At 69.7% G+C, this 23,544-nt stretch carries 22 protein-coding genes and 2 pseudogenes; 8 read left to right on the forward strand and 16 right to left on the reverse strand.

The window, feature by feature from the left end:
• Positions 1 to 25: 25 nt before the first annotated feature.
• On the forward strand, positions 26 to 913 hold the full coding sequence (locus AB0F17_RS60415) for a LysR substrate-binding domain-containing protein (RefSeq protein ID WP_358044679.1): 888 nt from the start codon (positions 26 to 28) through the stop codon (positions 911 to 913).
• Positions 914 to 962: 49 nt separating this feature from the next.
• Here AB0F17_RS60415 and AB0F17_RS60420 read toward each other — a convergent pair whose 3' ends face one another.
• Both AB0F17_RS60420 and AB0F17_RS60425 read right to left on the reverse strand, forming a co-directional pair.
• Positions 963 to 1,946 (reverse strand): LacI family DNA-binding transcriptional regulator, encoded by a 984-nt coding sequence (locus tag AB0F17_RS60420; RefSeq protein WP_358044682.1) that lies wholly within the window; start codon positions 1,944 to 1,946, stop codon positions 963 to 965.
• 215 nt (positions 1,947 to 2,161) lie between these two features.
• A complete protein-coding gene (locus AB0F17_RS60425) occupies positions 2,162 to 2,902 on the reverse strand; it encodes an NAD(P)-binding domain-containing protein (protein ID WP_358044685.1) in 741 nt (246 codons plus the stop codon).
• Positions 2,903 to 2,994: 92 nt separating this feature from the next.
• Here AB0F17_RS60425 and AB0F17_RS60430 point away from each other — a divergent pair, with 92 nt between their 5' ends.
• The gene (locus AB0F17_RS60430; RefSeq protein WP_358044688.1) at positions 2,995 to 3,588 is read left to right on the forward strand and encodes a TetR family transcriptional regulator; all 594 of its coding nucleotides are present in this window, start codon (positions 2,995 to 2,997) and stop codon (positions 3,586 to 3,588) included.
• A gap of 187 nt (positions 3,589 to 3,775) precedes the next feature.
• Here the strand turns inward: AB0F17_RS60430 and AB0F17_RS60435 are convergent, their stop codons facing one another.
• The 8 genes and pseudogenes from AB0F17_RS60435 to AB0F17_RS60470 form a co-directional block, all read right to left on the reverse strand.
• Positions 3,776 to 4,606, reverse strand: coding sequence for a hypothetical protein (locus AB0F17_RS60435; RefSeq protein WP_358044691.1), 831 nt, complete (start codon positions 4,604 to 4,606; stop codon positions 3,776 to 3,778).
• Between the two features lie 179 nt (positions 4,607 to 4,785).
• A pseudogene (locus tag AB0F17_RS60440) lies at positions 4,786 to 4,962 on the reverse strand (IMP dehydrogenase); the annotation flags it as partial.
• A gap of 201 nt (positions 4,963 to 5,163) precedes the next feature.
• Positions 5,164 to 6,198 (reverse strand): dipeptide ABC transporter ATP-binding protein, encoded by a 1,035-nt coding sequence (locus AB0F17_RS60445; RefSeq protein WP_358044694.1) that lies wholly within the window; start codon positions 6,196 to 6,198, stop codon positions 5,164 to 5,166.
• Positions 6,191 to 7,183, reverse strand: a complete 993-nt coding sequence (locus AB0F17_RS60450) for an ABC transporter ATP-binding protein (RefSeq protein ID WP_358044697.1) — start codon at positions 7,181 to 7,183, stop codon at positions 6,191 to 6,193. The genes AB0F17_RS60445 and AB0F17_RS60450 overlap by 8 nt, the downstream gene beginning before the upstream one ends.
• Complete coding sequence (locus AB0F17_RS60455; RefSeq protein ID WP_358044700.1) at positions 7,180 to 8,127, reverse strand: ABC transporter permease; 948 nt, start codon at positions 8,125 to 8,127, stop codon at positions 7,180 to 7,182. Before AB0F17_RS60455 ends, AB0F17_RS60450 begins: the two co-directional genes overlap by 4 nt.
• Entirely contained in the window at positions 8,124 to 9,050 is a 927-nt protein-coding gene (locus AB0F17_RS60460; protein ID WP_358044703.1) for an ABC transporter permease, read from the reverse strand. Before AB0F17_RS60460 ends, AB0F17_RS60455 begins: the two co-directional genes overlap by 4 nt.
• An 11-nt stretch (positions 9,051 to 9,061) precedes the next feature.
• Entirely contained in the window at positions 9,062 to 10,618 is a 1,557-nt protein-coding gene (locus tag AB0F17_RS60465; RefSeq protein WP_358044706.1) for an ABC transporter substrate-binding protein, read from the reverse strand.
• A gap of 45 nt (positions 10,619 to 10,663) precedes the next feature.
• Complete coding sequence (locus AB0F17_RS60470; RefSeq protein ID WP_358044709.1) at positions 10,664 to 11,596, reverse strand: 5-dehydro-4-deoxyglucarate dehydratase; 933 nt, start codon at positions 11,594 to 11,596, stop codon at positions 10,664 to 10,666.
• Positions 11,597 to 11,730: 134 nt separating this feature from the next.
• Here AB0F17_RS60470 and AB0F17_RS60475 point away from each other — a divergent pair, with 134 nt between their 5' ends.
• Positions 11,731 to 12,021 (forward strand): IclR family transcriptional regulator C-terminal domain-containing protein, encoded by a 291-nt coding sequence (locus AB0F17_RS60475; protein WP_358044762.1) that lies wholly within the window; start codon positions 11,731 to 11,733, stop codon positions 12,019 to 12,021.
• Here AB0F17_RS60475 and AB0F17_RS60480 read toward each other — a convergent pair.
• Both AB0F17_RS60480 and AB0F17_RS60485 read right to left on the reverse strand, forming a co-directional pair.
• Positions 11,987 to 12,310: a hypothetical protein gene (locus tag AB0F17_RS60480; protein WP_358044712.1), complete on the reverse strand. Its 324-nt coding sequence runs from the start codon at positions 12,308 to 12,310 to the stop codon at positions 11,987 to 11,989. The two genes, AB0F17_RS60475 and AB0F17_RS60480, sit on opposite strands and share 35 nt — an antisense overlap.
• Before the next feature lie 62 nt (positions 12,311 to 12,372).
• The gene (locus tag AB0F17_RS60485) at positions 12,373 to 13,155 is read right to left on the reverse strand and encodes a DeoR/GlpR family DNA-binding transcription regulator (RefSeq protein WP_358044715.1); all 783 of its coding nucleotides are present in this window, start codon (positions 13,153 to 13,155) and stop codon (positions 12,373 to 12,375) included.
• A gap of 236 nt (positions 13,156 to 13,391) precedes the next feature.
• Here AB0F17_RS60485 and AB0F17_RS60490 point away from each other — a divergent pair, with 236 nt between their 5' ends.
• From AB0F17_RS60490 to AB0F17_RS60500, 3 genes are read left to right on the forward strand one after another with little or no spacing between them, the layout of a single operon-like run.
• Positions 13,392 to 14,696: an extracellular solute-binding protein gene (locus AB0F17_RS60490; protein WP_358044718.1), complete on the forward strand. Its 1,305-nt coding sequence runs from the start codon at positions 13,392 to 13,394 to the stop codon at positions 14,694 to 14,696.
• Between the two features lie 8 nt (positions 14,697 to 14,704).
• Complete coding sequence (locus AB0F17_RS60495) at positions 14,705 to 15,625, forward strand: sugar ABC transporter permease (RefSeq protein WP_358044721.1); 921 nt, start codon at positions 14,705 to 14,707, stop codon at positions 15,623 to 15,625.
• Complete coding sequence (locus AB0F17_RS60500) at positions 15,622 to 16,434, forward strand: carbohydrate ABC transporter permease (RefSeq protein ID WP_358044724.1); 813 nt, start codon at positions 15,622 to 15,624, stop codon at positions 16,432 to 16,434. The genes AB0F17_RS60495 and AB0F17_RS60500 overlap by 4 nt, the downstream gene beginning before the upstream one ends.
• 9 nt (positions 16,435 to 16,443) lie before the next feature.
• Here the strand turns inward: AB0F17_RS60500 and AB0F17_RS60505 are convergent.
• Positions 16,444 to 16,593: pseudogene (locus tag AB0F17_RS60505) on the reverse strand (amidohydrolase family protein); the annotation flags it as partial.
• 67 nt (positions 16,594 to 16,660) lie between these two features.
• A complete protein-coding gene (locus AB0F17_RS60510; RefSeq protein WP_358044727.1) occupies positions 16,661 to 18,697 on the reverse strand; it encodes a spermidine synthase in 2,037 nt (678 codons plus the stop codon).
• Positions 18,698 to 18,880: 183 nt separating this feature from the next.
• Between AB0F17_RS60510 and AB0F17_RS60515 the strand changes: the two genes are divergently transcribed.
• Complete coding sequence (locus AB0F17_RS60515; protein WP_358044730.1) at positions 18,881 to 20,245, forward strand: S8 family serine peptidase; 1,365 nt, start codon at positions 18,881 to 18,883, stop codon at positions 20,243 to 20,245.
• Between the two features lie 53 nt (positions 20,246 to 20,298).
• Here the strand turns inward: AB0F17_RS60515 and AB0F17_RS60520 are convergent, their stop codons facing one another.
• Entirely contained in the window at positions 20,299 to 21,024 is a 726-nt protein-coding gene (locus tag AB0F17_RS60520; protein ID WP_358044733.1) for an ABC transporter permease, read from the reverse strand.
• A complete protein-coding gene (locus AB0F17_RS60525) occupies positions 21,024 to 21,668 on the reverse strand; it encodes an ATP-binding cassette domain-containing protein (RefSeq protein WP_358044736.1) in 645 nt (214 codons plus the stop codon). Before AB0F17_RS60525 ends, AB0F17_RS60520 begins: the two co-directional genes overlap by 1 nt.
• 2 nt (positions 21,669 to 21,670) lie before the next feature.
• On the opposite strand from AB0F17_RS60525, the gene AB0F17_RS60530 reads away from it, so the two are divergent.
• Positions 21,671 to 23,263: a recombinase family protein gene (locus tag AB0F17_RS60530; protein ID WP_358044739.1), complete on the forward strand. Its 1,593-nt coding sequence runs from the start codon at positions 21,671 to 21,673 to the stop codon at positions 23,261 to 23,263.
• Positions 23,264 to 23,544: the final 281 nt, after the last annotated feature.

Raw genomic sequence — 23,544 nt, forward strand, 5'->3', positions numbered from 1 at the left:
GTGGCGAACCTTTAAGCTTGGCTACATGCTTGATGTGCGACGGATGCAACTCCTGCGCGAGGTCGTCACCAGCGGATCGGTCACCGCGGCGGCCGCCAACCTGGGCTACACCCCCTCCGCGGTCAGCCAGCAGGTGGCCGTGCTGGAGAAGGAGGCAGGAATGGTGTTGCTGGAGCGCGCCGGCCGCGGTGTCCGGCCCACGGCGGCCGGGCGGCTGCTCAGCGAGCACGCCGCCGTCATCGGCCGGCAACTGGCGGAGGCCGAGGCGACGCTGGCCGACCTGCGGGCCGGGCGGACGGGACGGCTGGCGATCCGCTACTTCGCCACCGCGGGCGCGACCTTGATGGCGCCCGCCTTGGCCCGCTTCCGCCGGGAACACCCTGGTGTACGGGTCGATCTGCGGGTGACCGACCCCGGCGACCCGCTGCCGGAGGTGGCGGGGGGCGAGGCCGACCTGGCCATCGTGGTCGCTCCCCGCGACCGCGTCCACGCGGGCATCCGCCTGGTCCACCTGCTCGACGACCCGTACCGCGCCGTCCTGCCCAGAGGACACCGGCTGGCGGGCAGGCAGATCATAGAGCTGGGCGAGTTGGCGGGCGAGTCGTGGGTGGGTAGCGAGTCGCCCGGGCCCTGCCTGGACGTCCTGCTGGCCGGCTGCGCGGCGGCCGGCTTCGCCCCGCAGGTCGTCGTCGAAAGCGACGATTACCTCACGGCACAGGGTTTCGTCGCCGCCGGCCTGGGGGTCTGCCTGATCCCGAGGATGGGGCTGGCCAACCGCCATTCCGGCGTCGTGGTTCGCCGGGTGCGCGGGCCGCAGCCCGTACGGACGATTCAGGCGGCCGTTCGGGAGACGTCGGCGGCCCACCTCCCTCTCGCCAGACTCCTGGCCGCGCTCCAAGCCGCGGCAGCCTGAGCGCACCGTCCACAACGGCTACCGTTCGGTGCCCCGAGCCGCACCCGGGTCAGGCGGACTCGCGGATCACCAGGCTCGCGGTCTCGGTCCGCGGGGACTGCGGCGAGCGCGCGCCGTCCGCCCGCAGGATCATCTCCGTCAGGTGCCCGGCCACGGTCTGGGTGTGCTGGTTGACCGTGGTCAGGGGCGGCACGGCGAAGGGCGCCAGCGGGATGTCGTCCACGCCGATCACCGCGAGGTCGCCGGGAGCGGTCAGGCCCGCGGACCGCATCCCGGCCAGCAGCGCGAACGCGGTCTCGTCGTTGTAGGCGCAGACGCCGTCGACGCCCGCGGCGTGCCAGGCCCGCGCCACCCCGGCGGCCGTGGCCGTGTCGAGCGGGACGTCTCGTACGTCCGGCGGCTCCAGCCCCAGCTCGGCACAGGCTTGGCGGACGCCGTCGAGCCGCAGGTCGTAGAACTCGCGTACGCGTGGGTCGTCCGGCGCCGCGTAGCCGAGGCGACGGCGGCCGGTGGCGGCCAGGTGTCCGGCCTGCAGGCGGCCGATCTCGGTCTGGGGGACGGTCAGGATGTTCTCCCCGCCACCGTCGAGCCGGGTACTGACGACCCGGATACCGGCCGCCCGCAGGCTCGCCTGATCCTCCGCGGAGATGGGGGTGAACGAGACGATGGCCATCGGTTCGAGCTCGCGGGCCAGCGCCGTCACGGGCAGCCGGCGTTCGCGGCGGGTGATCGCGGTCAGGCCGTGCCGTTCGAGGTCGTCGGTGAGGTGCTCGACGATCTGGGCCAGCGTGGCGCCGAGCGGTACGTCGGACAGGACGACCAGCACGAGGTCACTGCGACCCCGGCGCAGGGTGCGCGCGGCGGCGGAGGGGGCGTAGTCGAGCTTGTCGACCGCCGCGAAGATCCGGCGCCGCGTCTCCTCGGAGATCTTCTGGTGCGGCACGTTGTTGAGCACGTAACTGACCGTGGTCTGCGAGACCCCGGCCTCCCGGGCCACATCGATCGAGGTGATCCGGCGCGGCCTGGCTGCCATCAACCCCCCAGGCGTCCCGTCCAGCTCCGGGGTGAATCGTAACAGTTGTCACCCCTGCCGGTGATGTCGAAGGCCACCTCACGACGGGGCGAGGCGCGATGCGAGCGAACCCCAGCAGGGCCGCGACCAGCCGCTGCGGCCCTGTCACGCCGGCCGTATCGCGCAAACCTGAACAGCATGCCGACCGTCAGTTCAGTGGGTAGATCATCCGCTGATCAGGCGCGGACGGCCGTGTCGGCCAGCTCCTTGACCCGATCGGCGGGCACCGGGACGCCCGGGGTGTCCAGGAACCAGCGGAACGCCTCTTCCTGGCTCGTCCCCTCGGGCCGTCGAGCCGGGAAGTACGGCTCGACGTAGACCGGCGTACCGGGTTCGCTGCGCCAGCTTTCGGCGAGCGCGCCGATGTCCACCGCGTCGTAGCCGAGGGCGTCCAGCAGCCGCGCCACCCGCGCCTTGGCGGCCTCATCGTCGCCGGCGATGGGCAGGGCGGCACGGTCGGAGGCGCCGGCGGGGCGGGCGAGGGTGAACAGGCGGTGGAAGTCGATGTTGTTGAACGCCTTGACCACGTGGGAGCCGGCCAGATGCCGCTGCACCAGGGCACTGGAGGTCAGTGTCCCGGCGTCCAGGTCGGCGAGGTGGCCGTCGCGGTCCGGGTAGTAGTTCATCGTGTCGATGACGGTCTTGCCCGCCAGGACCGTGGCGGGCAGCCGGTCGTAGGCCTTCAGCGGGACGGTCGCCACCACCAGGTCACCCGCCTGCGCGGCTTCGGCCGCCGTGGCCGCCCGGGCGTGCTCGCCGAGTTCGGCGACCAGCTCGGCGAGGGTCTCGGGGCCGCGGGAGTTGCTCAGGACGACGTTCAGGCCGGCGGCGACGGCGAGGCGGGCCAGCGCGCCGCCGATCATGCCGCTGCCGATGAGGCCGAGAGTCTGGGTCATGGTGTCGGGTCTCCAGTTCATGAGCCGAAGGGTCGATTGTGGAACTCAGTGTCAGACTAGCGCCTGTGCTTCACTACTGCGATCCGGGGTCAGGTGAGAGGTAGAATCGCGGGATGAGCGGAGCAGCGCGTACGAGCACGAGAGACATCGCACGGGCCGCCGTCCGGGTCGAGCTGGCCCAGGTGGCCTTCGACCTGTTCCGCCGCGAGGGCTTCGACCGGGTCACCGTGAACGACCTGGCCGCGGCCGCCGGGGTGTCGCGCAGCACGTTCCTGCGTTACTTCGGCAGCAAGGAGGAAGCCGTCCTCGGCGCTTTCGACGCCCAGGCCGAACGGGTCGCCGACGCGCTGCGTGCCCGCCCCGCCGACGAGGACGACTGGACGGCGCTGCGGCGCGCGCTCGACACGGTCATCGAGCACTACCACCAGGACCGAGGCGGCGCGCTGGCGCTTACCCACCTCGTCCGGGGCACCCCCGCCCTGTGCTCGCGCCAGTTGGAGAAGCAGCACGGCTGGTGCCCCGCCCTGGCCCAGGCCCTCGCCGCACGCGGCGACTCACCGCGGCCCGTGACCCTGGCCCAGTCCGTACGGGCCGCCGCCGCGCTCGACTGCCTGAACGTCGCCCTCGACCACTGGACCGCCTCCGAGGGCGAGCTGGACCTGGTCGACCTCCTGGACGAAACCTTCGCCGCGCTCGCCTCGCGATGAGCGATCGCCGCCCTCTCACCAAGGACCCCAACGATCACCCCCCAACGGACCCCAGCCGAAGTACGGCGGGGAGGCGGCCCGTGAAGGCGTGACGTTGTGGAGCGCTACTGATACGTAGAAGTGAGACGTTTCCGTAAACGTAGCCGCAGCTCTACGGTGAGCACAAAAGGGGGTGCCTTCGTCCGAATCAGCGTCCGAGCAACGGACCGTATTCTCCCCACACCCGGGCTTCGATCGAGGCGTGCTTCGGGGCGTAGCGGGTGTAGAAGCCCTTGCCGCACTCCAGGTCCTCCAGCGCCTCCTTGACCTCCCGATCCAGGTACGGCCTGGCCTGCGCCGGAGTGATTTCCAGCGGCTGACCTTCGGACTTCTTGTCGCGCAACGTATCTGTCAGGTCCCAGAAAGCGGTAAACCCTCTCTCGGCCAGCGCCATCGGCTTGGTCGAGGGCACCCGCCGCCCCTTGCCGACGAGGCAGTCGGCCAAGCCGGAGGCGAGGGAGATCAGCTCGGGATCGCCATCGATCTCGGCGGCCTCCAACTCCTCCTTGGCATCTCTCATGAGGTTGAGTCCGTCCATTACCGAGTCCACCTCCTTGTGGAGGACCTCCTTGGTGGCCTTGACAGCGCAGTTATTCTTCGCCTTGTTGTAGAAATCGAGCTGAGAGTCGTTCAGCTTGCCGACGAGTGCCATGTTCGGGTCATCGGCGACCTCCTTCCGGGCAGTTTCGATGCTGCCGCTCAAAGGATCCTGCGGGTAGACGTACTGGGCGAAAACCCCGAAACCGTACTTCTGGCGGTAGGTCTTCATGGCCTCGTACGTGCTCTGATCGGGCTCCGGCCTCGCCGGCTTGATGTAAGCGAGGTATTTGAAGCCGCGCTGCTTCATGCAGTCGGCCTTGATCTGCTCCATCCTGGGCCGCGGATCCGCCGACCTCTTCGGCGAAACGGGAGCGGCGGCCGGTTCGGCGGCGCACCCCGACAGGAGGGCAAGCGAAAGCAACCACGTGACACGACGCATGAAATCTCCAGATCAGGCGGACGCGCACATGCGCGACCCGCGCGGCACAATGGCCGCGACAAGAGCGAGGAAAGCCGGCAGCCTTTGGCAGGCCGAGCCCTGACTTCCATTACCTTCTCGGCAACGGCGATCAACATACTCCGTTAAACGGATATTAGGCAACCGGTCGCCCCGACGCCGTGCCCCATGCGGCGGCCCTGCTCCGCGGCCGGCATCGCGCCGTACGGCCACAAATCGCTGCCGCAGACGCACGAGCGCAGCACCCGCACCACGGCGTCGGCCGGTTCCCGCAGCACCGGGTCGGGCACGTTCTCCACGCGCACGTCGCCGGCGCCGTACATCAAGGTTGCTCGCACGAGGGCCTCCCCCTGGTCCTTGCCGTTGTGGCGTCCACTGTGCCGTCGCCGCCCGCCGCGCGGGAAGGCGAGCTGTGCCGGGGAACGCTGTTCGGGGGTGTGACAGGACCCCTCACACAGCGCGACGGGCGCCACGAGCGAGGGTTCCCGGTGACCGTGCGTCCAGGATGCGCCGGCGCTTGGCGGCGCATCCTGGGCACTTCACCGGGCGGCCGTCTCCTCCAGGGGGAAGTGGCAGGCGGCCGCGTGCTGCGGTTCGTCGCCCGACGGCTCCAGGGGCGGCGCCTGCTGGGCGCAGATGTCCTGCGCCTTCCAGCAGCGGGTACGGAACCGGCACCCCGACGGCGGGTCGAGCGGGGAGGGCACCTCGCCCTTGAGCAGGATCCGGTCGCGCCGCGCTCCCGGGGTGACGTCGAGCACCGGTGCCGCCGACATCAGCGCGGCGGTGTAGGGGTGCCGTGGCTGATCGAACACCTGCTTCGTCGGGCCCGTCTCGACGATCCTGCCGAGGTACATGACCGAGACCCGGTCGGCGACGTGGCGGACGACGGACAGGTCATGGGAGATGAACACGTACGACACGCCCAGCCTGGCCTGTAGGTCGGTGAGGAGGTTGAGCACCTGCGCCTGGACCGACAGGTCGAGCGCCGACACCGGCTCGTCGCAGACGATGACGTCGGGTTCGAGGGCGAGCGCGCGGGCGATTCCCAGCCGCTGGCGCTGGCCGCCGGAGAACTCCTGCGGGTAACGGCGAAGGTCGCTCGCCCGCAGCCCGACCATCTCCAGCAGTTCGGTCACCCGCCTGCCGCGTTCCTTCGCCGGCACCAGGTCACGGTGCGTACGCCATGGCTCGGCGATGATGTCCTCGGCGCACAGGCGGGCGTTCAGCGACGCGAACGGGTCCTGGAAGACCATCTGGACCCGGCGGCGCCACTTGAGCAGTTCCTTGCCGCGCAGCGTGAACGGGTCCGTGCCCTCGAACCTGATGTGGCCCTGGTCCGGGCGCTCCAGCATGAGCAGCACCCGGGCCAGGGTCGACTTGCCGCAGCCGGACTCCCCGACCAGGCCCAGCGTCTCGCCGCGTGCCAGCCGCAGGTCGACTCCGTCGAGGGCGCGCAGGCGGTTGCGGCCGGAGGGGCCGCGCGCCACGTGGAAGCTCTTGCTCAGCCCCGCCACGTCCAGCAGGGGAACGGCCGTCTCCTTCGTGGCGAGGGTCGGCGTGGCGGGCTCAGTCATCGGTCAGCTCCCTCCAATGGTGACAGGCGGACAGGCGCCCGGGTCCGGCCTCGACGAGGACGGGGCGCTGCTCCGCGCACACGTCGCGGGCCATCGGACAGCGCGCGCGGAAGGCGCAGCCCGAGGGCACCGAGTGCAGGTCGGGCGGGCTGCCCGGGATGGACTTCAGGGTGGTTCCGCGGGCCACCTCGGCCGGCACCGAGTCGAGCAGCCCTTGGGTGTACGGATGGCGCGGCCGGGCGAACACGTCCGCCACCCGGCCGGTCTCGACGATGTTGCCCGCGTACATGACGGCTACCTGGTCGGCCTGCTCGGCCACGACCGCGAGGTCATGGGTGATCAGGATCAGCGCGGTCTGCTGCTCGGTGCGCAGCTCGCGCAGCAGCTCCATGATCTGGGCCTGCACGGTGACGTCGAGGGCGGTGGTGGGCTCGTCGGCGAGCAGCACCTTGGGGTGCAGGGCCATCGCCAGCGCGATGAGCAGCCGCTGGCGCATGCCGCCGGAGAACTGGTGCGGATAGGCGCCGACTCGGGCACCGGCCTCGGGGATGCCCACCCGTTCCATCAGCTCGACGGCTCGCTTTCGCGCCGCGCGGCGCGAAAGTCGCTCGTGGATCCTGAACGGCTCGGCGAGCTGGGCGCCGACCGTCTGGACCGGGTTCAGCGCGGTGAGCGCGTCCTGGAAGACGATGGCCAGGCCGGGACCGGCCAGTCGCCTGCGCTGTGACGGCGACAGGGTGAGGACGTCGGTCCCGTCCAGGCGTACGGCGCCGCCGGCCACATGAGCCACCGGGTCGAGCAGGCCGACGATGGCCTGCGCCGTCATGCTCTTGCCGCAGCCCGACTCGCCCAGGAGCGCCAGTGTCTCGCCGGAGCGGACGGAGAAGCTGACCTCGCGCACGGCGCGTACCGTCCCGGAAGGGGTTCGGATGTCGACCGACAGCCGATCCACCTCCAGCACCGGGGACCCGTTCGACTCGCTCACGCCCGCACCTCCTTGTTCTTGTGACGGGCTTCGCGGCGGTTCTCGCGGCGCGAGCGGGGCAGGGTGAGCCGCCACCGCTGGCCGGGGTCCATGGCCAGGCGTGCCCAGGAGGCGAGGACGGTCGCCGAGACGGTGGTCACCACGATGGCGAGTCCCGGGAAGACGGCGATCCACCAGGCGCTCTGCAGTACCTGCCGCCCCTGGGCGACCATCAGGCCCCAGCTCATGTCCGGCGGCTGGATGCCGATGCCCAGGAAGCTCAGCGACGATTCGGTCAGCATCACGAAACAGAAGTCCAGGGTCGCGACGGTGAACAGGGTGGGCAGCACGGTCGGTGCCACATGCCTGCTGATGATCGCCCAGCTCTTGGTTCCGAAGGTGCGCGCCGCGTCGACGAACAGCCGGCTCTGCAGCTCGGCCGACTCCGCCCGGGCGGCGCGCAGGTAGATCGGGATCCGCGCGATCGCCAGGACCAGGACGATGTTCCCGGCGCTCGGGGAGAAGACGTACAGCACGACCACGGCCAGCAGCAGCGAGGGGAAGCTGAGGATGACGTCGGCGACGCGCATGGAGACGTTCTCCCGCCAGCCTCGGTGATAGCCCGCCCACATCCCCCAGATCGACCCGACGACGAGGGAGACCACGACCGCCGGGACGGCTACGGAGAGCGTCGTGCGGCTTGCCACGATGAGCCTGGCGAGCAGGCTGCGGCCGAGCGAGTCGCTGCCGAGCAGGAACGCCCAGCCGTCGTCGAGGCCGAACGGCGGCCGGTTGACCGCCCGCAGGTTCTGCTTCACGGCCAGATCGCCGAGCAGTAGCGGCCCGATGAGCGCGGAGGTGGCCACGAGGAGCAGGATCACCACCGCCACGCAGGCGAACCGGTCCCGCAGCAGCAGCCGCCACCAAGTAACCCGCGACGCGGCAGGAGTGTCAACGGAAGTCATGTCGTCACCCCCTGGCGGACCCGCGAGTCCAGGAGCGCGTAACAGGCGTCGATGACGATGTTGAGCGCGAAGATGGTGATCGCGGTCACCAGGACCGCGGCCTGCAGCACCGCGAAGTCGCGCTGCAGGATCGAGGTGATCATCAGCTTGCCGATGCCCGGCCAGCCGAAGATGGTCTCGACGACCACGGCCCCGTTGACCAGCCCGACGGTCAGGTCGCCGGCCACGGTGAGCGCCGGCGGCGCGGCGTTGCGCAACGCGTGGCCGAAGACCACCCGCAGCTCTCCCGCGCCCTTGCTCCGGGCGACCTTGATGTACGGCGCGGACAGCGCCGTGACCATCGCGCCACGCACCACCTGCACGAGCACGCCGAACGGCCGGATCAGCAGGGTGAGCACCGGCAGCACCCACGCGGCCGCGCTCTCCGTGCCCGAGGTGGGCAGCCAGCCGAGTGCCACGGCGAAGACCAGGACGCCCATGATGGCGAACCAGAAGTCCGGCATGCTGGCCGCGGTCGTCGAGGTGAAGCTGGCGACCCGATCGGCCAGGGAGTTCGGGCGGTAGGCCGCCCAGCTCCCGACGACGATCGCGCCGAGGATCGCCAGGATCATCGTGGCGCCCGCCAGCTGCAGCGTCGCGGGGAAGGCCCGCAGCACCGCGTCGGCGGCGGGTTCGGCGGTCCGCAGCGACTCGCCGAAGTCCATCCGGAACACCTGGGTCAGGTAGTCACCGAACTGGACGAGCAGCGGCTGGTCGAACCCGTGCCGGGCGGCGAAGTCCGCCCGCATCTCCGGAGTGGCACTGAGGGGCAGGTAGAGATTCGACGGGTCGCCGGTGAGGCGCGCCAGGTAGAACACGCCCAGGATCACGACGACCAGCGGGATCGCACTGGAGGCGATGCGACGCCGCAGGAAGGTCAGCACACCTGTTCCTTTCAGCCGGCCGGGTGCATGTCGGCGAGGCGCATCTCGTCGTTCGTGGCGGCGTTGGGCTTGTAGGTGACCTTCTTCGACAGCGCGAGGATGCCCGTCATGTGCGCCATGACCGCGTCCCGTACGACGTCCTTGTTCTGGTGGTCCAGCGCCTTGGCGAACGCCGTCTGGCGCGCCTCGCCCGAGGCCTGCTCGCCGGCGGTGATGAGGTCGTCCAGTTCGGGGGTGCCGAAGCTGCTCTGCGCGCCCTTGCTGCCGTAGATCTGGCCCATGGTGAAGGCCGCGTCACCGGCCTGGTTGCCGTGCTGGGCCTGCAGCAGGGTGGGGCCGGCGTCCTTGGGGAACGGGCGCAGCAGGTACTCCAGCCAGGCGTTCACGTCGAGCATCTGGATCTTCACCGAGAGCCCGGCCTCGTTCAGCGAGTTCTGCACGACCTCCATCGCCTCGGCGGCCTTGGGGTAGATCCCGTTCCGGCCGATGATCGTGATGGCGGTGTCCGTGGGGACGCCGGCCGCCTTGGCCTCCGCGATCAGCTTCTTGGCCTGCGCCGCGTCGTACGGCCAGGGCTGGATGGCGGAGCTATGACCGGTCACGCCCTCGGGAACGAGCTGGCCCGCCGGCTTGCCGAGCCCGGCGAAGACCGAGGCGACGAGCCCGTCCTTGTCGATGGCGTAGTTGATCGCCTGGCGCACGCGGAGGTCGTTGAGCGGCGGCTTGGCGGCGTCGATGCGCAGGTAGGAGGTCTCGTTGTTGGGGAACTGCACGGCGGAGTCGCCGGCGCCGTCCTCGGGGGCGAGGCCGACGGCGAGGTCGGCCTCGTCGCTCTTGACCATGGCCGCGCGGATGCTGCCTTCGCCGCGCCAGACGTATTCCGCCGCGGCGAACTCCGGCGCCTTGCCCCAATACCCGGCGAACCGCTCCAGGCGCAGGCTGCGGCCGGCGTCCCACTTGGCGATCTTGTAAGGGCCGGTGCCGACGGGCTCGCGGACCTTGCCGGTCGCGCTCGTGGTGGCCGGCACGATCTCGACGAAGGACAGCCGCAGCGGGAGGATCGGGTCCGGCTTGGCCGTCGTCACCTTGAGGGTCACGTCGTCCACGGCCGTCACCGTGAGCTTGATGCCGCCGAAGACGTAACCGTTCACGTTGCAGTCGACCTTGGAGCCGACGGCGCGGTCGATGGCGAAGGCGGCCGCCTTGGCGTCGAACGCGGTGCCGTCGTGGAACTTCACGCCCTTGCGCAGGGTGAAGGTCCACTCGGTCGGCGCGCCCTGCTTCCACTCTGTGGCCAGCGCGGGCTGGAGCTGCCCGGTGCCCGGGTCACGCTCGGTGAGCGCCTCGGTGATGTTCGCCCGGGTGACGCGCCCGGTCGCGGTGAGGGAGGCGTCGCACGGCTCCAGGGTCGGGGGCTCTTCGGGCAGCACGATGCGGACGGTGTTCGCCGCGCCGGACGACGAGGGCTCCGGGCCGCTGTTCGCGACCGAGCAGGCGCCGGCTGACAGCAGGGTGCCGAGGGCCAAGAGGGCGGACGCCGCCTGACGGCGGCGAGGGGTGGTGATCATGGTTCCTCCGAGATCGCCTGCTCCGGGTGGCGGGCAGGCGACGTGCTATGCGACAGGCGTCGCGCTGAGAGCGGCGAGGCCGCGGTCGATGATGCGGGCGAGCTGCTCGCGGTGCTCCGGGGTGACCTGCGCCAGTGGCGAGCGGACGGGCCCGGCGGAGCGGCCGCGGATGTCCAGACCGGCCTTGACGAGGGAGACGGCGTAGCCGGGAGTCGTATTGCGCAGTTCGGTGAGGGGGGCGTAGAACTCGCGCAGCAGGAGCTGCTGGGTCGCGTCGTCCCCGCTCTCGAACGCCTCGAAGAACGCGACGGCGACCTCCGGGACGAAGGCCAGCGTCGCCGAGGAGTAGGCGCGGGCGCCGAGGCCGGCGTAGGAGCGGGCGAAGACCTCGGCGGTCGGCATGCCGTTCAGCAGGGGCAGCCGTCCGCCGGTCGCGGTCTGAATGAGCTGGAGCAGCTCCATGTCGCCGTGCCCGTCCTTCAGGGCGACGATGTTGTCCACTTCGGCGAGCTCGGCCACCGCCGCGGGGGTGAAGACAGCCGTGCCACGCTGGTAGAGGATCACGTCCAGATCCGTGGCGGCGGCCACCTCACGGTAGTGCGACACCAGCCCGGCCGGCGGCCCGACCTGTAGGTACGGCGGGAGCGCCAGCAGGCCGTCGGCCCCGGCGGCTTGCGCGGCACGAGCGAACTCCACGGCCGTCCGCGTGCCGCCCCCGACCCCGGCGAGCACCGGGACCGCCCCGGCCACGTGCTCGGCGGCGGCTCTGACCACCGCCTGGTGCTCGGTGCCCGTCAACGACGCCAGCTCCCCGGTCCCGCAGGCGACGAAGATCGCGGCGGGCTTCGCGGCGAGCACGTCGGTGAGGTGCGTCCTGAAGCGGGACAGGTCCACGTCCCCCGATTCCGTGAACGGCGTGACGGGGAAGGCGAGCAACCCGGACAGGGAGGCGGCGACTCGCGGGGAAGCGGGGGACATCAACAGCAAACCTCTTGTCTACATATGGAGACGGCGTCTATATTTGTAGCCGAGACATTAAGTGTGTGTTTCCACACCCGTCAAGAGGTGATCGATGACGCAACACGTCGAACATCTCCCGTCACTCCCTCACCATCGTCAGTCGGCCCGGCCGGCGCCTGCCGTCACGGGCGACCGGACTCGGCAAGGCGATCCTCGCCGGGCGCCCCTGGGAGGAGGTCGACGCGCTCCTGCCGGAGACTCTGGAGGCGCGCACCGTCCACACCTTCACCGACCGGGCGGCCGAACGAGGCCCCCAGCTGCTCCGTCCCCATGGTCCGCCTCGACCCCGACCGCGAGGAGGCGATCGTGGCCGCCCTGTTCCGGGCTCGGGCGCGGATCATCCGCTGATCAGGCGCGGACGGCCGTGTCGGCCAGCTCCTTGACCCGATCGGCGGGCACCGGGACGCCCGGGGTGTCCAGGAACCAGCGGAACGCCTCTTCCTGGCTCGTCCCCTCGGGCCGTCGAGCCGGGAAGTACGGCTCGACGTAGACCGGCGTGCCGGGTTCGCTGCGCCGGCTTTCGGCCGCACTCGACTGCCTGAACGTCGCCCTCGACCACTGGACCGCCTCCGAGGGCGAGCTGGACCTGGTCGACCTCCTGGACGAAGTCTTCGCCGCGCTCGCCTCGCAATGAGCGATCGCCGCCCTCTCACCAAGGACCCCAACGATCACCCACCTCACCCCCCAAAGGACCCCAGCCGAAGTACAGCGGGGAGGCGGACCGTGAAGACGGGCTAGCCGGCCACCTCGACGTTGTACCGCCGCTCACGCAGGCGTTTGACGGCCTCGGCCGGCGCCTGCGCGTCGACCACGATGACGTCGAACTTCTCCAGCGGCGCCACCCGGTGCAGGGCCACCCGGTCGAGCTTGGTGTGGTCGACCGCCAGGACGCACCGCGTTCCCGCGGCCACCATGGCCCGCTTCACCAGCACGATCTCCTGCTCCTGGTGGAAGGCGTGCCGGTCGGAGATGGCCGAGGTGGAGACGATCACCGTGTCGGTGTTCATCGCCTCGACCGCGTCGACGCAGCCGACGCCCAGGAACGAGTCGTGCGTCGGATGGTATTCGCCGCCCAGCGCCATGAGCTGGATGCCGGGCACCGGGGCGAGCAGCTTGATCGCCTCCAGGAAGTTCGTCACCACGGTCAGCGGGGCCACCTCGGCCAGATGCCGGGCGACGGCCAGCGCGGTCGTGGAGTCGTCGATCATGACCGAGCTACCCGGCTCGATCAGCCCCACCACATGCCGGGCGATCGCCTCCTTCTCCTCGATCTGGGCCGTCAGCCGGTAGGCGATGTTGCTCTCGAAGACGCTCGACGCCTGGGCACTGGCGCCGCCACGGTATTTGCGCACCATGCCCTGGAGCTCGAGCTCGTCGAGATCGCGGTGCACGGTCATCACACTCACGCGGAAGACCTCCGCGAGCTCGCTCACCGAGGCCGAGCCGTGCCGCATGAGATGCTCCGCCATCGCCTGGCGCCTGGCGACTCCCCTGTCCGCGTGCTGACGTGACTTCACCTGCGCTCTCCCAGTTTCGACGCCAGCGCATCGTAGCGCGGCCCACACCCTTGACACCCCTGCGGAACGACTCGTAGTCTCCTCGCACCTTCACAACTTCACACGATTTAACGTTAGATATAACGTACTTCACGACGACCGTTATTAAAACGTTCGCATTCGGGTCCGGCGGTCAGATCTGCCCTGCCGGGCACCCTCGGGGGACCCCCCATTCCGAGTTAGACCGAGGAGACAGCATGACCGAGCTGCGCGATGCCAGGCTGAGCCGCGTCCAGTTCTTCCGCATGATGGGCGGTCTCGCGGTCGCCGCCGCGGCGACCGCGTGTTCGACCAAGCCCCAGACCACCGCTTCCACCGGTCAGGGGCAGGCGTCCGCCACCGAGCTGAGATTCGTCGGCGTGGCCGACCAGAAGGCGCCGATGGACGAGCTGGTCGCGGCCTACAAGCAGGCCAAGCCGGGCGTCACTCTGGCCACCTCGTTCGCCCCTACCGACCAGGTGATGACCTCGGTGCGTACCCAGCTCGGCGCGGGCAACTCGCCCGACCTGCACGTGGTCTACCCGGGCAACGGCAGCGCGATGTCGATGGACCAGATCGCCGGGGCCGGGCTGCTGGCCGACCTGTCCGACCAGGCGTGGACCCAGACGATCCCGACCGGTTTCAAGCCCGCCTTCCAGAAGGACGGCAAGACCTACATCTACTCGGCCGGCTCCTCGGTCATCGGCGCGATCTACAACAAGAAGGTGTTCCAGGAGGCGGGCGTCGACGCGCCGCCGACCACCTGGACGGAGTTCCTGGCGGTCTGCGACAAGCTGAAGAAGGCCGGCAAGGCGCCGATCGCGCTGGGCGCGCAGACGCCGTGGGTCACCCAGCTCATCACCTACGCCCTCGTCCCCTCGACCGTGTACGCCAAGGACCCCACCTTCGACGACAAGCAGGCGGCGGGCCAGACCAGCTTCGCCAAGTCCGGCTGGCGCGACGCGATGGAGATGTACCTGGAGCTGCAGAAGCGCGGCTTCTTCAACGACAAGCCGAACGGCACCACCTTCGAGCAGCAGATCTCGATGGTGGCCACCGGCAAGGCGGGCATGGCCATCCAGGTGTCCGCGGTGCTGCCGGACTTCCGCAAGGCGGCGGCCAGCCCCGACGACCTGTCGATGTTCCCGGTCCCCGGCGCGGACGACGCGGCCCAGGTATGGATCCCGGCCGGCGTGGTGGTCGGCCTCGGCGCCGCCGCCAAGGGCAAGAACGTGGCCGAGGCCAAGGCGTTCATCGACTTCCTCGGCAAGCAGGAGAACATCAACCGCTGGGCCAAGGCCATCGCGGCCATCCCGCTCACCCAGGACGCCTCCTCCAGCATCGACCCCGCGGTGCAGTCGTTCCTGCCGTTCACCAAGGACAAGGCCGTGCCGTTCATGGACCAGCGCTGGCCGAACGCCGAGGTGCAGCCGGTCCACTTCGCGGTCATCCAGGACCTGCTCGCCGGCAAGATCAAGATCGACGAGGCGTTGCAGAAGATGGACGAGGCCTACGCCAAATGACCCGGCAGATGACCACGACAGCGACGCCTGTCGGACGACCCACCGCCGCGGCCGGCAAGCCGCGGCGGCGGTTCGCCGCGCTCTCGCCCTCGTGGCTGTTCGCGGCGCCCGCCCTGGTGGTGTACGCCGCCGTCGTGCTCTATCCGAGCCTGGCGGGCATGCTCTACGCCTTCACCGACTGGAGCGGCATCGGCGCGGACAAGTCGTTCGTCGGGCTGGCGAACTTCCAGGCGCTCCTGCACGACGACCAGGCCATGGACTCGATCGGCAACACGCTGCTGCTGACCGTGGCGATCGTCGTCGTGCAGAACGGCGTGGGACTGCTGCTCGCGCTCGGCGTGCACGCCAAGCTGAAGAGCAGGGCGCTGCTGCGGGTGATCTTCTTCGCGCCGGTCGTCGTCAGCCCGGTCATGGTGGCCTTCCTGTGGAAGTACATCTACAACCCCGACCCGTCCGCCGGGCTCAACGGGCTGCTCGGGCTGCAGATCGACTGGCTGGGCGACCCGTCGCTCGCGCTGTGGTCGATCGCGGCCACGGTCGTGTGGCAGTACGCCGGCTACTCGATGGTCATCTTCCTGGCCGGGCTCGAGGGCGTGCCGCGTGAGCTGCACGAGGCGGCGATGATCGACGGCGCGGGAACGCTGCAACGCTTCCGCTACGTCACCTGGCCGCTGCTCGCCCCGGCCCTGACGATCAACCTGATGCTCTCCACGATCGGCGGTCTCAAGCTGTTCGACCAGATCTTCGCGGCGACCAACGGCGGCCCCGGCTACGCCACCGAGACGCTGTCGACCGTGCTGTACAAGCAGGCGTTCGTGTTCGGCAAGTTCGGCTACAGCACGGCGATCGCCCTGGTGCTCGCCCTGTTCGTGGCCGCGGTGTCGCTCGTGCAGGTCTATTACCTGCGCGGCCGGGAGGTGGCCCAATGAGGCGGACGTTCCTGCTGGAAATCGTCATGATCCTGGTGGCGGTGGCATTCCTGTTCCCGGTGTACGCGCTGATCACGCTGTCGCTGAAGGACCCGGCGCAGATCGCCCAGACACCGCTGGCGCTGCCCGCCCCGCCCACCACGGCCAACTTCACCAAGGCGTGGTCGGCCGCCGCGCTCGGCCCGTCCCTGATGAACAGCACCGTGATCACCGCGGTCAGCCTGGTCGCGCTGATCGCCCTCGGCTCCTTCGCCGCCTACTACCTGGCCAGGGCCAAGAGCCGGCTCGGCTACGGGCTGTACGTGCTGTTCCTGCTCGGCATCGTGCTGCCCTTCCAGCTCGGGATGATCCCGCTCTACCAGCTCGTGACCGACCTCGGGCTGATCGGCACGCACGCGGGGATGATCCTGTTCTACACGGGTATCCAACTGCCGTTCACGGTGTTCCTCTACACCGGGTTCATCCGCGCGCTGCCACGGGACTACGCCCACGCCGCCCAGATCGACGGCGCCTCGCATCTGACCGCGTTCACCAGGGTCGTCTTCCCGCTGTTGCGGCCGATCACCGGCACGGTGCTGATCCTCAACGCCGTGTTCATCTGGAACGACTTCTTCACCCCCCTGCTCTACCTGGGCGGATCGGGATTCGAGACGGTGCCGGTGAGCGTGTTCGCCTTCGTCGGCCAGTACGTCTCCGACCACGGTCTCGTCTTCGCCGGGCTGGTGCTCGGGGCGCTGCCGATCGTCGTGATCTTCCTGCTGCTGCAGCGCTACGTGATCAAGGGCTTCTCCAGCGGGCTGAAGGGCTGACCTCAGAGCTCAGCCGGAGACGACCTGGCCGCTCTGGACGACGTGGCGGATGTGCTCGGGCTCGGCGAGCACCCCGAGATCTCGCAGGGGGTCGCCGTCGAGCACGAGCAGGTCCGCCCGCGCGCCCACCGCGAGCGTGCCGATCTCGCCGGCCAGCCCGAACCCGCCCGTCCGCGGGCCCGGTCAGCCCCGGCCCGGCCTCGACGACGAACCCGGCTGACCGCCGTTATGTTGCCGCCGCCTTGCGCGGCAGCAGGAGGAAGGCGCCCAGGTACAGGACGCCGGCCACGATGAGCAGGCCCTTGTAGCCGATCACCAGCGCCAGGTACTCCAGGCAGCCGCCGACCATGGCCCCCAGCAGGTTCGCGCCGAAGGACGTCGTGGCGTCCGCCGAGTCCGAGAAGCGTTTGGCGAAGACCACGTTCGCCGCGAAGATCGGCAGGAACGCCACCGTCACCGCCCCGACCGCCCGCAGGGGCAGCGGCAGCGACAGCAGCCAGGTGTTGGGCACCAGCCAGGCCAGCAGCAGTCCGCCGAACAGCACCGCGTACATGACCGGCAGCGGCGGGGTGCGGAAGCGGCGGGTGACCTCGACGGCGGCGAGCACGGCGACCAGCACCCCGGCGAACACGATCGCGTTGACCACCCACGTCGTACCGAACAGCAGCGCGAAGCCCGTCACGCTCTTGGTCTCCAGCAGCAGGAACGCCACCCCGAGCAGGAACAGGTCGGCGTACGGGCGCATCCGCCGGTAGGGGCCGGCGACGACGCGGACGGCGATCAGGCTGACCGCGAGGATCAGGCCGAGCGTGATGAGGTAGAGCGACGGGATGTCGCCGTCCTTCAAGTAGAGGAACGGCCGGTCGTCACCGGTCGGCGGCGGCGTACCGGCCGCGGCGCCCGCCCACTCCCCCGCGCACCGCTGCGCGGACGGCGTCGCGCCCGCCGTGATCACGGCCTGCTGGCCCGCCGTGCTGACCACGTCGACGCACGGCTTGTGCCCGAAGGCGTTCTGCACGGTCCAGGCGAGCCGGTCGACGAGCCAGCTCTCGCGGTAGTAGTTGTACATCGAGAAGGTCCCGGTGGGCTTGAGGTGCGCGCGGGCGGCCCGCATGGCCTCCTCGGTGAACAGGTAGCTCTCCAGCCGCAGCGAGCTGGCCCCGGACACGAGCGTGAGCGAGTCGGGCAGGGCGAACAGGATCAGGTCGTACTTGTCGCCGGTGCGTTCCAGGAAGGCGCGGCCGTCGGTGACGTGGGTGGTCACCCGGGGGTCGTCGTAGGGCCGGTCGGGATGCAGGGAGCCGCCCAGTTCGCGAAGCTTGGGGTCGATCTCGACGGCGTCGACGTGGGCGGCGCCCTTGGACAGGGCGATCGCCACGTCCGTGCCGCTGCCCGCGCCGACGATGAGCACGTTCTTGGGCGGCGTGCTGGCCCGCTCGTACGGCAGGCCGTACTGGCGCTCCCACTGCAGCCGGGCAGCGGCGGGCACGGCCTGCTGGTGCGGGATGCCGTTCACGGAGATGTCGGTGACGGGCACGCCGAGCTGCTCGAACTGCTTGTAGGTGACCTTGTAGTACGGCGACCAGAACGCCCCGGCGGTCAGCGTCTCGGCCAGCAGCAGCCCCACGACCGCCAGCGACGGCACGGTGACGAGCCCCAGGTAGATCACCCGCGGCCGGGGCACCAGCAGCACCCCGTAGGCGATGGCCGCGATCAGCCCCCAGAACACCGGCGGCGCGCTCAGGAACGACAGCGCGGTGAAGAGCGCGATCCCCGAGAGGCTGCCGATCAGGTCGTAGCGGTAGGCCTCCAGGCGGGGCAGCTCGGGAAAGCAGCGCCCGACCAGCTCGGCCGGGCCCATGAGCACGAGCGCCGCCGCGCAGAAGATCACCGGCAGGATCAGCCACGCGGGCGGTCCCGTGGTCGACAGGCTGGTCCAGTACAGGACGCCCTCGGTGTTGCGGTCGACGGTCACGGGGAAGGTCAGCACGACGAAGACCAGGCCGAACAGGATGACCGGCGAGTAGTACGGCTGCCGCCGCGCCCGCCCCACGCGCAGGAACCCCAGGCCGATGCCGAGGAACGAGCCGAGCAGCACGAAATTCGTGAAATAGCTGAGATGCACGATGTTCGATCCGGTCCACCGGATCAGCGCCAGCTCCAGGAAGAGCATGAACGCGCTGGCGAGAATGAGCCTCGGTCGTACCGCCAGCCAGTGGCCGCCGTCCTCGCCTGCGACCGTCTGTTGTGCCTGGAGCGTCATGCCGCCTCACGGTAGTGAACGAACGGGGATCAAGGAAGCCTGACGACGGGAATGAATATCGTCCCCTTAGCCCCTTTTACGGCATTTCAGCAGGTCAAAGCCCATGAGATGTGCTGGACACGCCCGAACAGATGAAGGAATCTTGGGAGGTTCAATTCCCTCCGAACATCCCGGTGGTGCCCCATGCGCGTTCTGATCCAGCTGCGCCCCTCCCCCGATCTGGTCATGGCCGTCGCCGATCCCGGCCAGACCGCCACCACTGCCGACGTCGCGGACGGCCTGCCCGGAGTCGAGCTCGACACCGCCTTCACCCCCGTGGCGCTGCCCCGGCCGGTCCCCGCGGCCGGCGGCGACCCGCTGTCGCTCAACCAGCCGCTGGACTTCTCCCTGGCCGCCGAGGACGCCTCGGTGCTGGTCCGCGGCACGATCTCGGACGACGAGCTGACGACCCGGGTGGCCCTGCTGCCCACCCTCCGGCCCGACGTCGTCGGCGTCTACTCCGATCCGGTCGTCGAGTCCTCGCTCACCTGCGGCGGTGACGCGCCGTTCGGCGACTGGCATGACGTCGAACGGCTGCTCAACGTCCCCGGGCTGCACGCCGAGGGGCTCGACGGCACGGGGGTGACCCTGGCCGTGCTCGACACCGGCATCAACGCCGCCCACGTCGCCCGGCAGCTCGGCCGGGGCGTCACGCTCGACGCCCAGCGGAGCTGGAACCCCTCGGGCGTCGACGGCCGGCCGGGCGAGTTCGAGCTCGACCACGGCACGATGTGCGCCTTCGACACCCTCATCGGCGCGCCGCAGGCGTCGCTGATCGACATCCCGGTGCTGCGCTCCACCCGTCCGGGCGGCACGGCGCTCGACGGACTGCTGTCCGACGCCGTGGCCGCGTTCGCGCACCTGCGCCTGGTGCTCGCCATGCAGCCCGAGGCGTCGAGAGCGCTGGTGATCAACAGCTCGTGGGGGTCGTTCTCCCCCGAATGGGACTTCCCCGTCGGCCATCCCGGCAACTACTCCGACAACGCGGCCCACCCGTTCAACCTGATGGTCGCGAGCCTCGACAACGCGGGCGCCGACGTGCTGTTCGCGGCGGGCAATTGCGGGCGCGAGTGCCGCGACGGCCGGTGCGCCTATCCGAACCGGCCGATCGCCGGCGCGAACTCACATCCCCGGGTCCTGTCGATCGGCGGCGTCGACGTCAGCGGCAAACGGGTCGGCTACTCCTCCCAGGGACCGGGGCGGCTGACCGCCCGCAAACCCGACATCTGCGCCTACACCCACTTCTCCGGGTCCAAGGCGTTCGGCGACTCCGAGCCCGACTCGGGCACGTCGGCCGCCACCCCGGTCGCCGCCGGGCTGGTCGCGGCGATCCGTACGCTCTGGCCGGCCTCGCGGCTGCGGCCCGCGCAGTTGCGCGCCCTGCTCCGCCGTACGGGCGAGGACCGCAGCGAGGTGGGGTTCGACTACGACTACGGCTATGGGATCGTCGACACCGCCGGGATCATCGCCGCGCTCCAGCGCCGGGCCCGAGCGTGTCCCGACGCCTAGCGGATCGACGCGCGAGGCGGCGAGCACGGCTGTGACCGCGCCCGCCGCCGCGCCTAGGCGTTCTCCCTGTTGAACACCCGCGTCCCGATCGCGACGCTGACCAGGGCGAAGAGCACGGTCACCGCCACGCCGACGCCGACCGTGCCGGTGGCGTAGTGCCCGGCGAACAGCTCGCGCAGCGCCTCCAGCACGTACCGGAACGGGCTGATGCGCGAGAGCGCGTCCAGCCAGCCGGGCGCCATCGACATGGGCAGGAACGCGCCCGACAGCAGGACCAGCGGTACCACCACGGTGCCCATCAACGGCGCGAAGATCTGATCGTTGATGGTCAGCGCGATCGCGTACGACAACGCCGCCAGGCTGAGCCCGAGCACGACCACCAGCACGAGCCCGGCCAGCACCCCGGCGACCGGGGCGCGCAGGCCGAAGGCGTAGCCGACCGCGACCAGCAGCACCGTCTGGAGGATGAGCGTGACCGCGTTGTTGAGCACCCGGCCGAGCAGCAGGGCCAGGCGGCTGGCCGGGGTGACGCGCATCCGTTCCAGCACGCCCGAGCGTTTCTCGAAGACCACGCCGAACCCGGCCATGCCCGTGCTCATCAGGCCGAGCTGGACGATCAGGCCGGGCACCAGCGTCTCCCAGGTGCCGATCGTGGCGAAGATGGGCCCGAACAGCACGAGGAAGAGCAGCGGCTGGATGACCCCGAAGATGAGGCCGAACTTCTGCCGCAGCGTGATGCGCAGATGGTGATGGAACAGCAAACAGGTGTCGCGCAGCATCAGACGCCCGCCTCCTCGCGCAGGGACCTGCCGGTGATGTCCAGGAACACGTCGTCGAGCGTGCGCCCGCCGGTCTTGAGCTCGGCCGGGGTGCCCTCGGCCACGATGCGGCCGTGGTCGATGATCAGCAGCCGGTCGCACAGGGCGTCGGCCTCGTCGAGGTAGTGCGTGGTCAGGAAGACCGTCACGCCGTGCTCGGCGCGCAGCGCCCGGATGTGGTCCCACAGGTTGGCCCGGCTCTGCGGGTCGAGTCCGGTCGTCGGCTCGTCCAGGAAGAGCAGCGCCGGCCGGTGCAGCAGGCCGAACGCGATGTCGAAGCGGCGGCGCTGACCGCCCGACAGGGCGGCTCCCGGCCTCGGCTCCAGGCCCGTCAGGTCGAGCTGGGCCAGCACCTCGACCACCCGGGTTCTGGCCTCGGCGCGGGGCAGGCCGTACAGCATGGCCTGGAGTTCGAGTTCCTCGCCGAGCGGGGCGGCCGGGTTGATCCCGCCGCCCTGCGACACGTAGCCGATGCGGCGCCGCACCTCGCGGGCGTCGGCCAGCAGGTCATGGCCCGCCACCGTGGCGGTGCCCGACGTGGGCCGGAGCAGCGTGGTCAGCATGCGCATGGTCGTGGTCTTCCCTACTACCGGTCTAGGACACATAATTGAAGCAGAAGGACGGGAAAACAGCAGGTCAGAGGGGAAGTCGAGTGCTCGAAGCAGCCGTAAACGCCAACCGTCATTGCGTCGAATACTGTCGGATCTCCTACGACAAGCGCGGAGACGCCGAGGGCGTTGGGACGCAGCACGAGGAGAACCAGGAGTCGGCCGAGGAGTTGGGTGAGGTCATCGCCCGTTCCTACGTCGATAACGACCTGTCGGCCTTCACGAAGGTGGAGCGGCCCGAGTATGCGCGTCTGATCAACGACATCAAGGCCGGGCTCATTCGCTTGATCATCATCCGGCACGCCGACAGGTTCCACCGCGACATCGGGGAGGCTGTGGCCTTCATCCAGGTCGCGCGTGAGTACGGCGTGAAGGTGTACAGCGGCATGAAGGGTTCCTTCTACAACCTGAACAAGGCCGCCGGGCGGAAGGAGTTCCTCAACGACACCCTTGACGCGAACTACGAAAGCGATCACCGGGGAGAGCGGGTCACCGACGCCCGCAAGCGCCAGGCCCGCCAGGGTGCCTATGGTGGCGGAGTTCGGCCGTTCGGTTGGGGGGTGGACACCGGCCGTATCCGGTCCGTGTGCGTCAACCCCAAGGCCCCGATCTCCGAACGCCGCTACGAGGACCGCCCCGTCCTGGACATGACCAGGCACAACGAGGGCGAGGCAGCCGAGATCCAGCGTTGGGCCAAAGACCTGTTGGCAGGCGTGGCGCTAGATCAGGTGCTGCGTGATCTAGCCAGGCGGGATGTCAAGACGGTCAGCCAGGCGGACGGACGGACGCTCAAGCGCCTGGGCAAGGTCGTTGAGACGCAGGGGTGGAATTCCAAGACCCTCCGGCAGATCCTCACCCACCCGCGTACCGCAGGACACTCCGTGTACGACGGGAAGATCATAAAGCGCAATGCCTTCAAGCCGATCATCCCGGAAGACCAGCGACAGGCGTTGATCACTCTTTTTGCTGATCCGACCCGCAAGACCAGCCCCGGCAACACCCCCCGGTGGCTCGGTTCGCTGATCATCCTGTGTGGCCAGTGCAACGACGGCAGCACCGCCACGGTACGCAACAACAGCAAGGGCGAGCCCACCTACCGGTGCCGCAGCAAGGGGCATTGCGTGGTGAACGCTACCGAGCTGGACAAATACCTAGAACGGGTGCTGATCAAGCGCTTGTCCCGTCCGGACGTAAAGGACCTCCTGCCCGCGAACACCAGCGTTGATGTCGCCAGCCTGCGCGATGAGATAGTCCAGCTCCAGGCAAGCCAGAAGACGGCCGCCCGCAAGGCCGTGCTTGGGCAGTGGGACGAGGAGATCGCCGACGACGCCATCGCGACCGCCGAGGCCAAGATCGCCGAGATCCGAGCCGAGCTGAGGACTGCGACCAACGCCAGCCCACTGGCGGAGTTCGCCCTGACCGACGACGCCGAGCGCACCTACCTGGATCACTCCCTAGGCAGGCAGCGGGAGATCCTGCGATTCCTACTCACGGTCAAGATCCTTCCCGTGGGGCGCGGCAGGCGCGTACCGCTCAAGGAACGCGTCAGCATCACCCCGAACCGGATCCATTCGAGGAAGCAGACAGCCTAGAGAACAACAGCGCCCCCGCCCGTACCTGACTGGCGGGGGTGCTGGCGATGTAGTTGCCGCGATCACCTACCGGAGCAACTGCGCAAGCCGTTCGCGTTCCTGTTCCGACAACGGAGGCCAACTGTCGATCATGGCTGTGATCTCCTCATCGTCGGCCCCCTGCGTGAGAGCACCCCCGGAGCCGTCTCGGGCGCGCGGGCTACGCTGCCGCCTTCCCTCCGCTGAACGACCGCCCCTCTGACCATGATCACCCGCAGGGGGGTTGCTCTGCCGTGCGCTGT

This window comes from Nonomuraea sp. NPDC026600, assembly GCF_040638335.1.
In the GTDB taxonomy this organism is placed as follows: domain Bacteria; phylum Actinomycetota; class Actinomycetes; order Streptosporangiales; family Streptosporangiaceae; genus Nonomuraea.

Excerpts from the sequence above, each read along its gene's own strand:
- AB0F17_RS60520 (WP_358044733.1), bottom strand. The coding sequence starts at position 21,024 with ATGCTGCGCGACACCTGTTTGCTGTTCCATCACCATCTGCGCATCACG.
- AB0F17_RS60420 (WP_358044682.1), bottom strand. The coding sequence starts at position 1,946 with ATGGCAGCCAGGCCGCGCCGGATCACCTCGATCGATGTGGCCCGGGAG.
- AB0F17_RS60515 (WP_358044730.1), top strand. The coding sequence starts at position 18,881 with ATGCGCGTTCTGATCCAGCTGCGCCCCTCCCCCGATCTGGTCATGGCC.
- AB0F17_RS60430 (WP_358044688.1), top strand. The coding sequence starts at position 2,995 with ATGAGCGGAGCAGCGCGTACGAGCACGAGAGACATCGCACGGGCCGCC.
- AB0F17_RS60470 (WP_358044709.1), bottom strand. The coding sequence starts at position 11,596 with ATGTCCCCCGCTTCCCCGCGAGTCGCCGCCTCCCTGTCCGGGTTGCTC.
- AB0F17_RS60455 (WP_358044700.1), bottom strand. The coding sequence starts at position 8,127 with ATGACTTCCGTTGACACTCCTGCCGCGTCGCGGGTTACTTGGTGGCGG.
- AB0F17_RS60415 (WP_358044679.1), top strand. The coding sequence starts at position 26 with ATGCTTGATGTGCGACGGATGCAACTCCTGCGCGAGGTCGTCACCAGC.
- AB0F17_RS60490 (WP_358044718.1), top strand. The coding sequence starts at position 13,392 with ATGACCGAGCTGCGCGATGCCAGGCTGAGCCGCGTCCAGTTCTTCCGC.
- AB0F17_RS60425 (WP_358044685.1), bottom strand. The coding sequence starts at position 2,902 with ATGAACTGGAGACCCGACACCATGACCCAGACTCTCGGCCTCATCGGC.
- AB0F17_RS60495 (WP_358044721.1), top strand. The coding sequence starts at position 14,705 with ATGACCACGACAGCGACGCCTGTCGGACGACCCACCGCCGCGGCCGGC.
- AB0F17_RS60525 (WP_358044736.1), bottom strand. The coding sequence starts at position 21,668 with ATGTGTCCTAGACCGGTAGTAGGGAAGACCACGACCATGCGCATGCTG.
- AB0F17_RS60445 (WP_358044694.1), bottom strand. The coding sequence starts at position 6,198 with ATGACTGAGCCCGCCACGCCGACCCTCGCCACGAAGGAGACGGCCGTT.
- AB0F17_RS60510 (WP_358044727.1), bottom strand. The coding sequence starts at position 18,697 with ATGACGCTCCAGGCACAACAGACGGTCGCAGGCGAGGACGGCGGCCAC.
- AB0F17_RS60465 (WP_358044706.1), bottom strand. The coding sequence starts at position 10,618 with ATGATCACCACCCCTCGCCGCCGTCAGGCGGCGTCCGCCCTCTTGGCC.
- AB0F17_RS60435 (WP_358044691.1), bottom strand. The coding sequence starts at position 4,606 with ATGCGTCGTGTCACGTGGTTGCTTTCGCTTGCCCTCCTGTCGGGGTGC.
- AB0F17_RS60500 (WP_358044724.1), top strand. The coding sequence starts at position 15,622 with ATGAGGCGGACGTTCCTGCTGGAAATCGTCATGATCCTGGTGGCGGTG.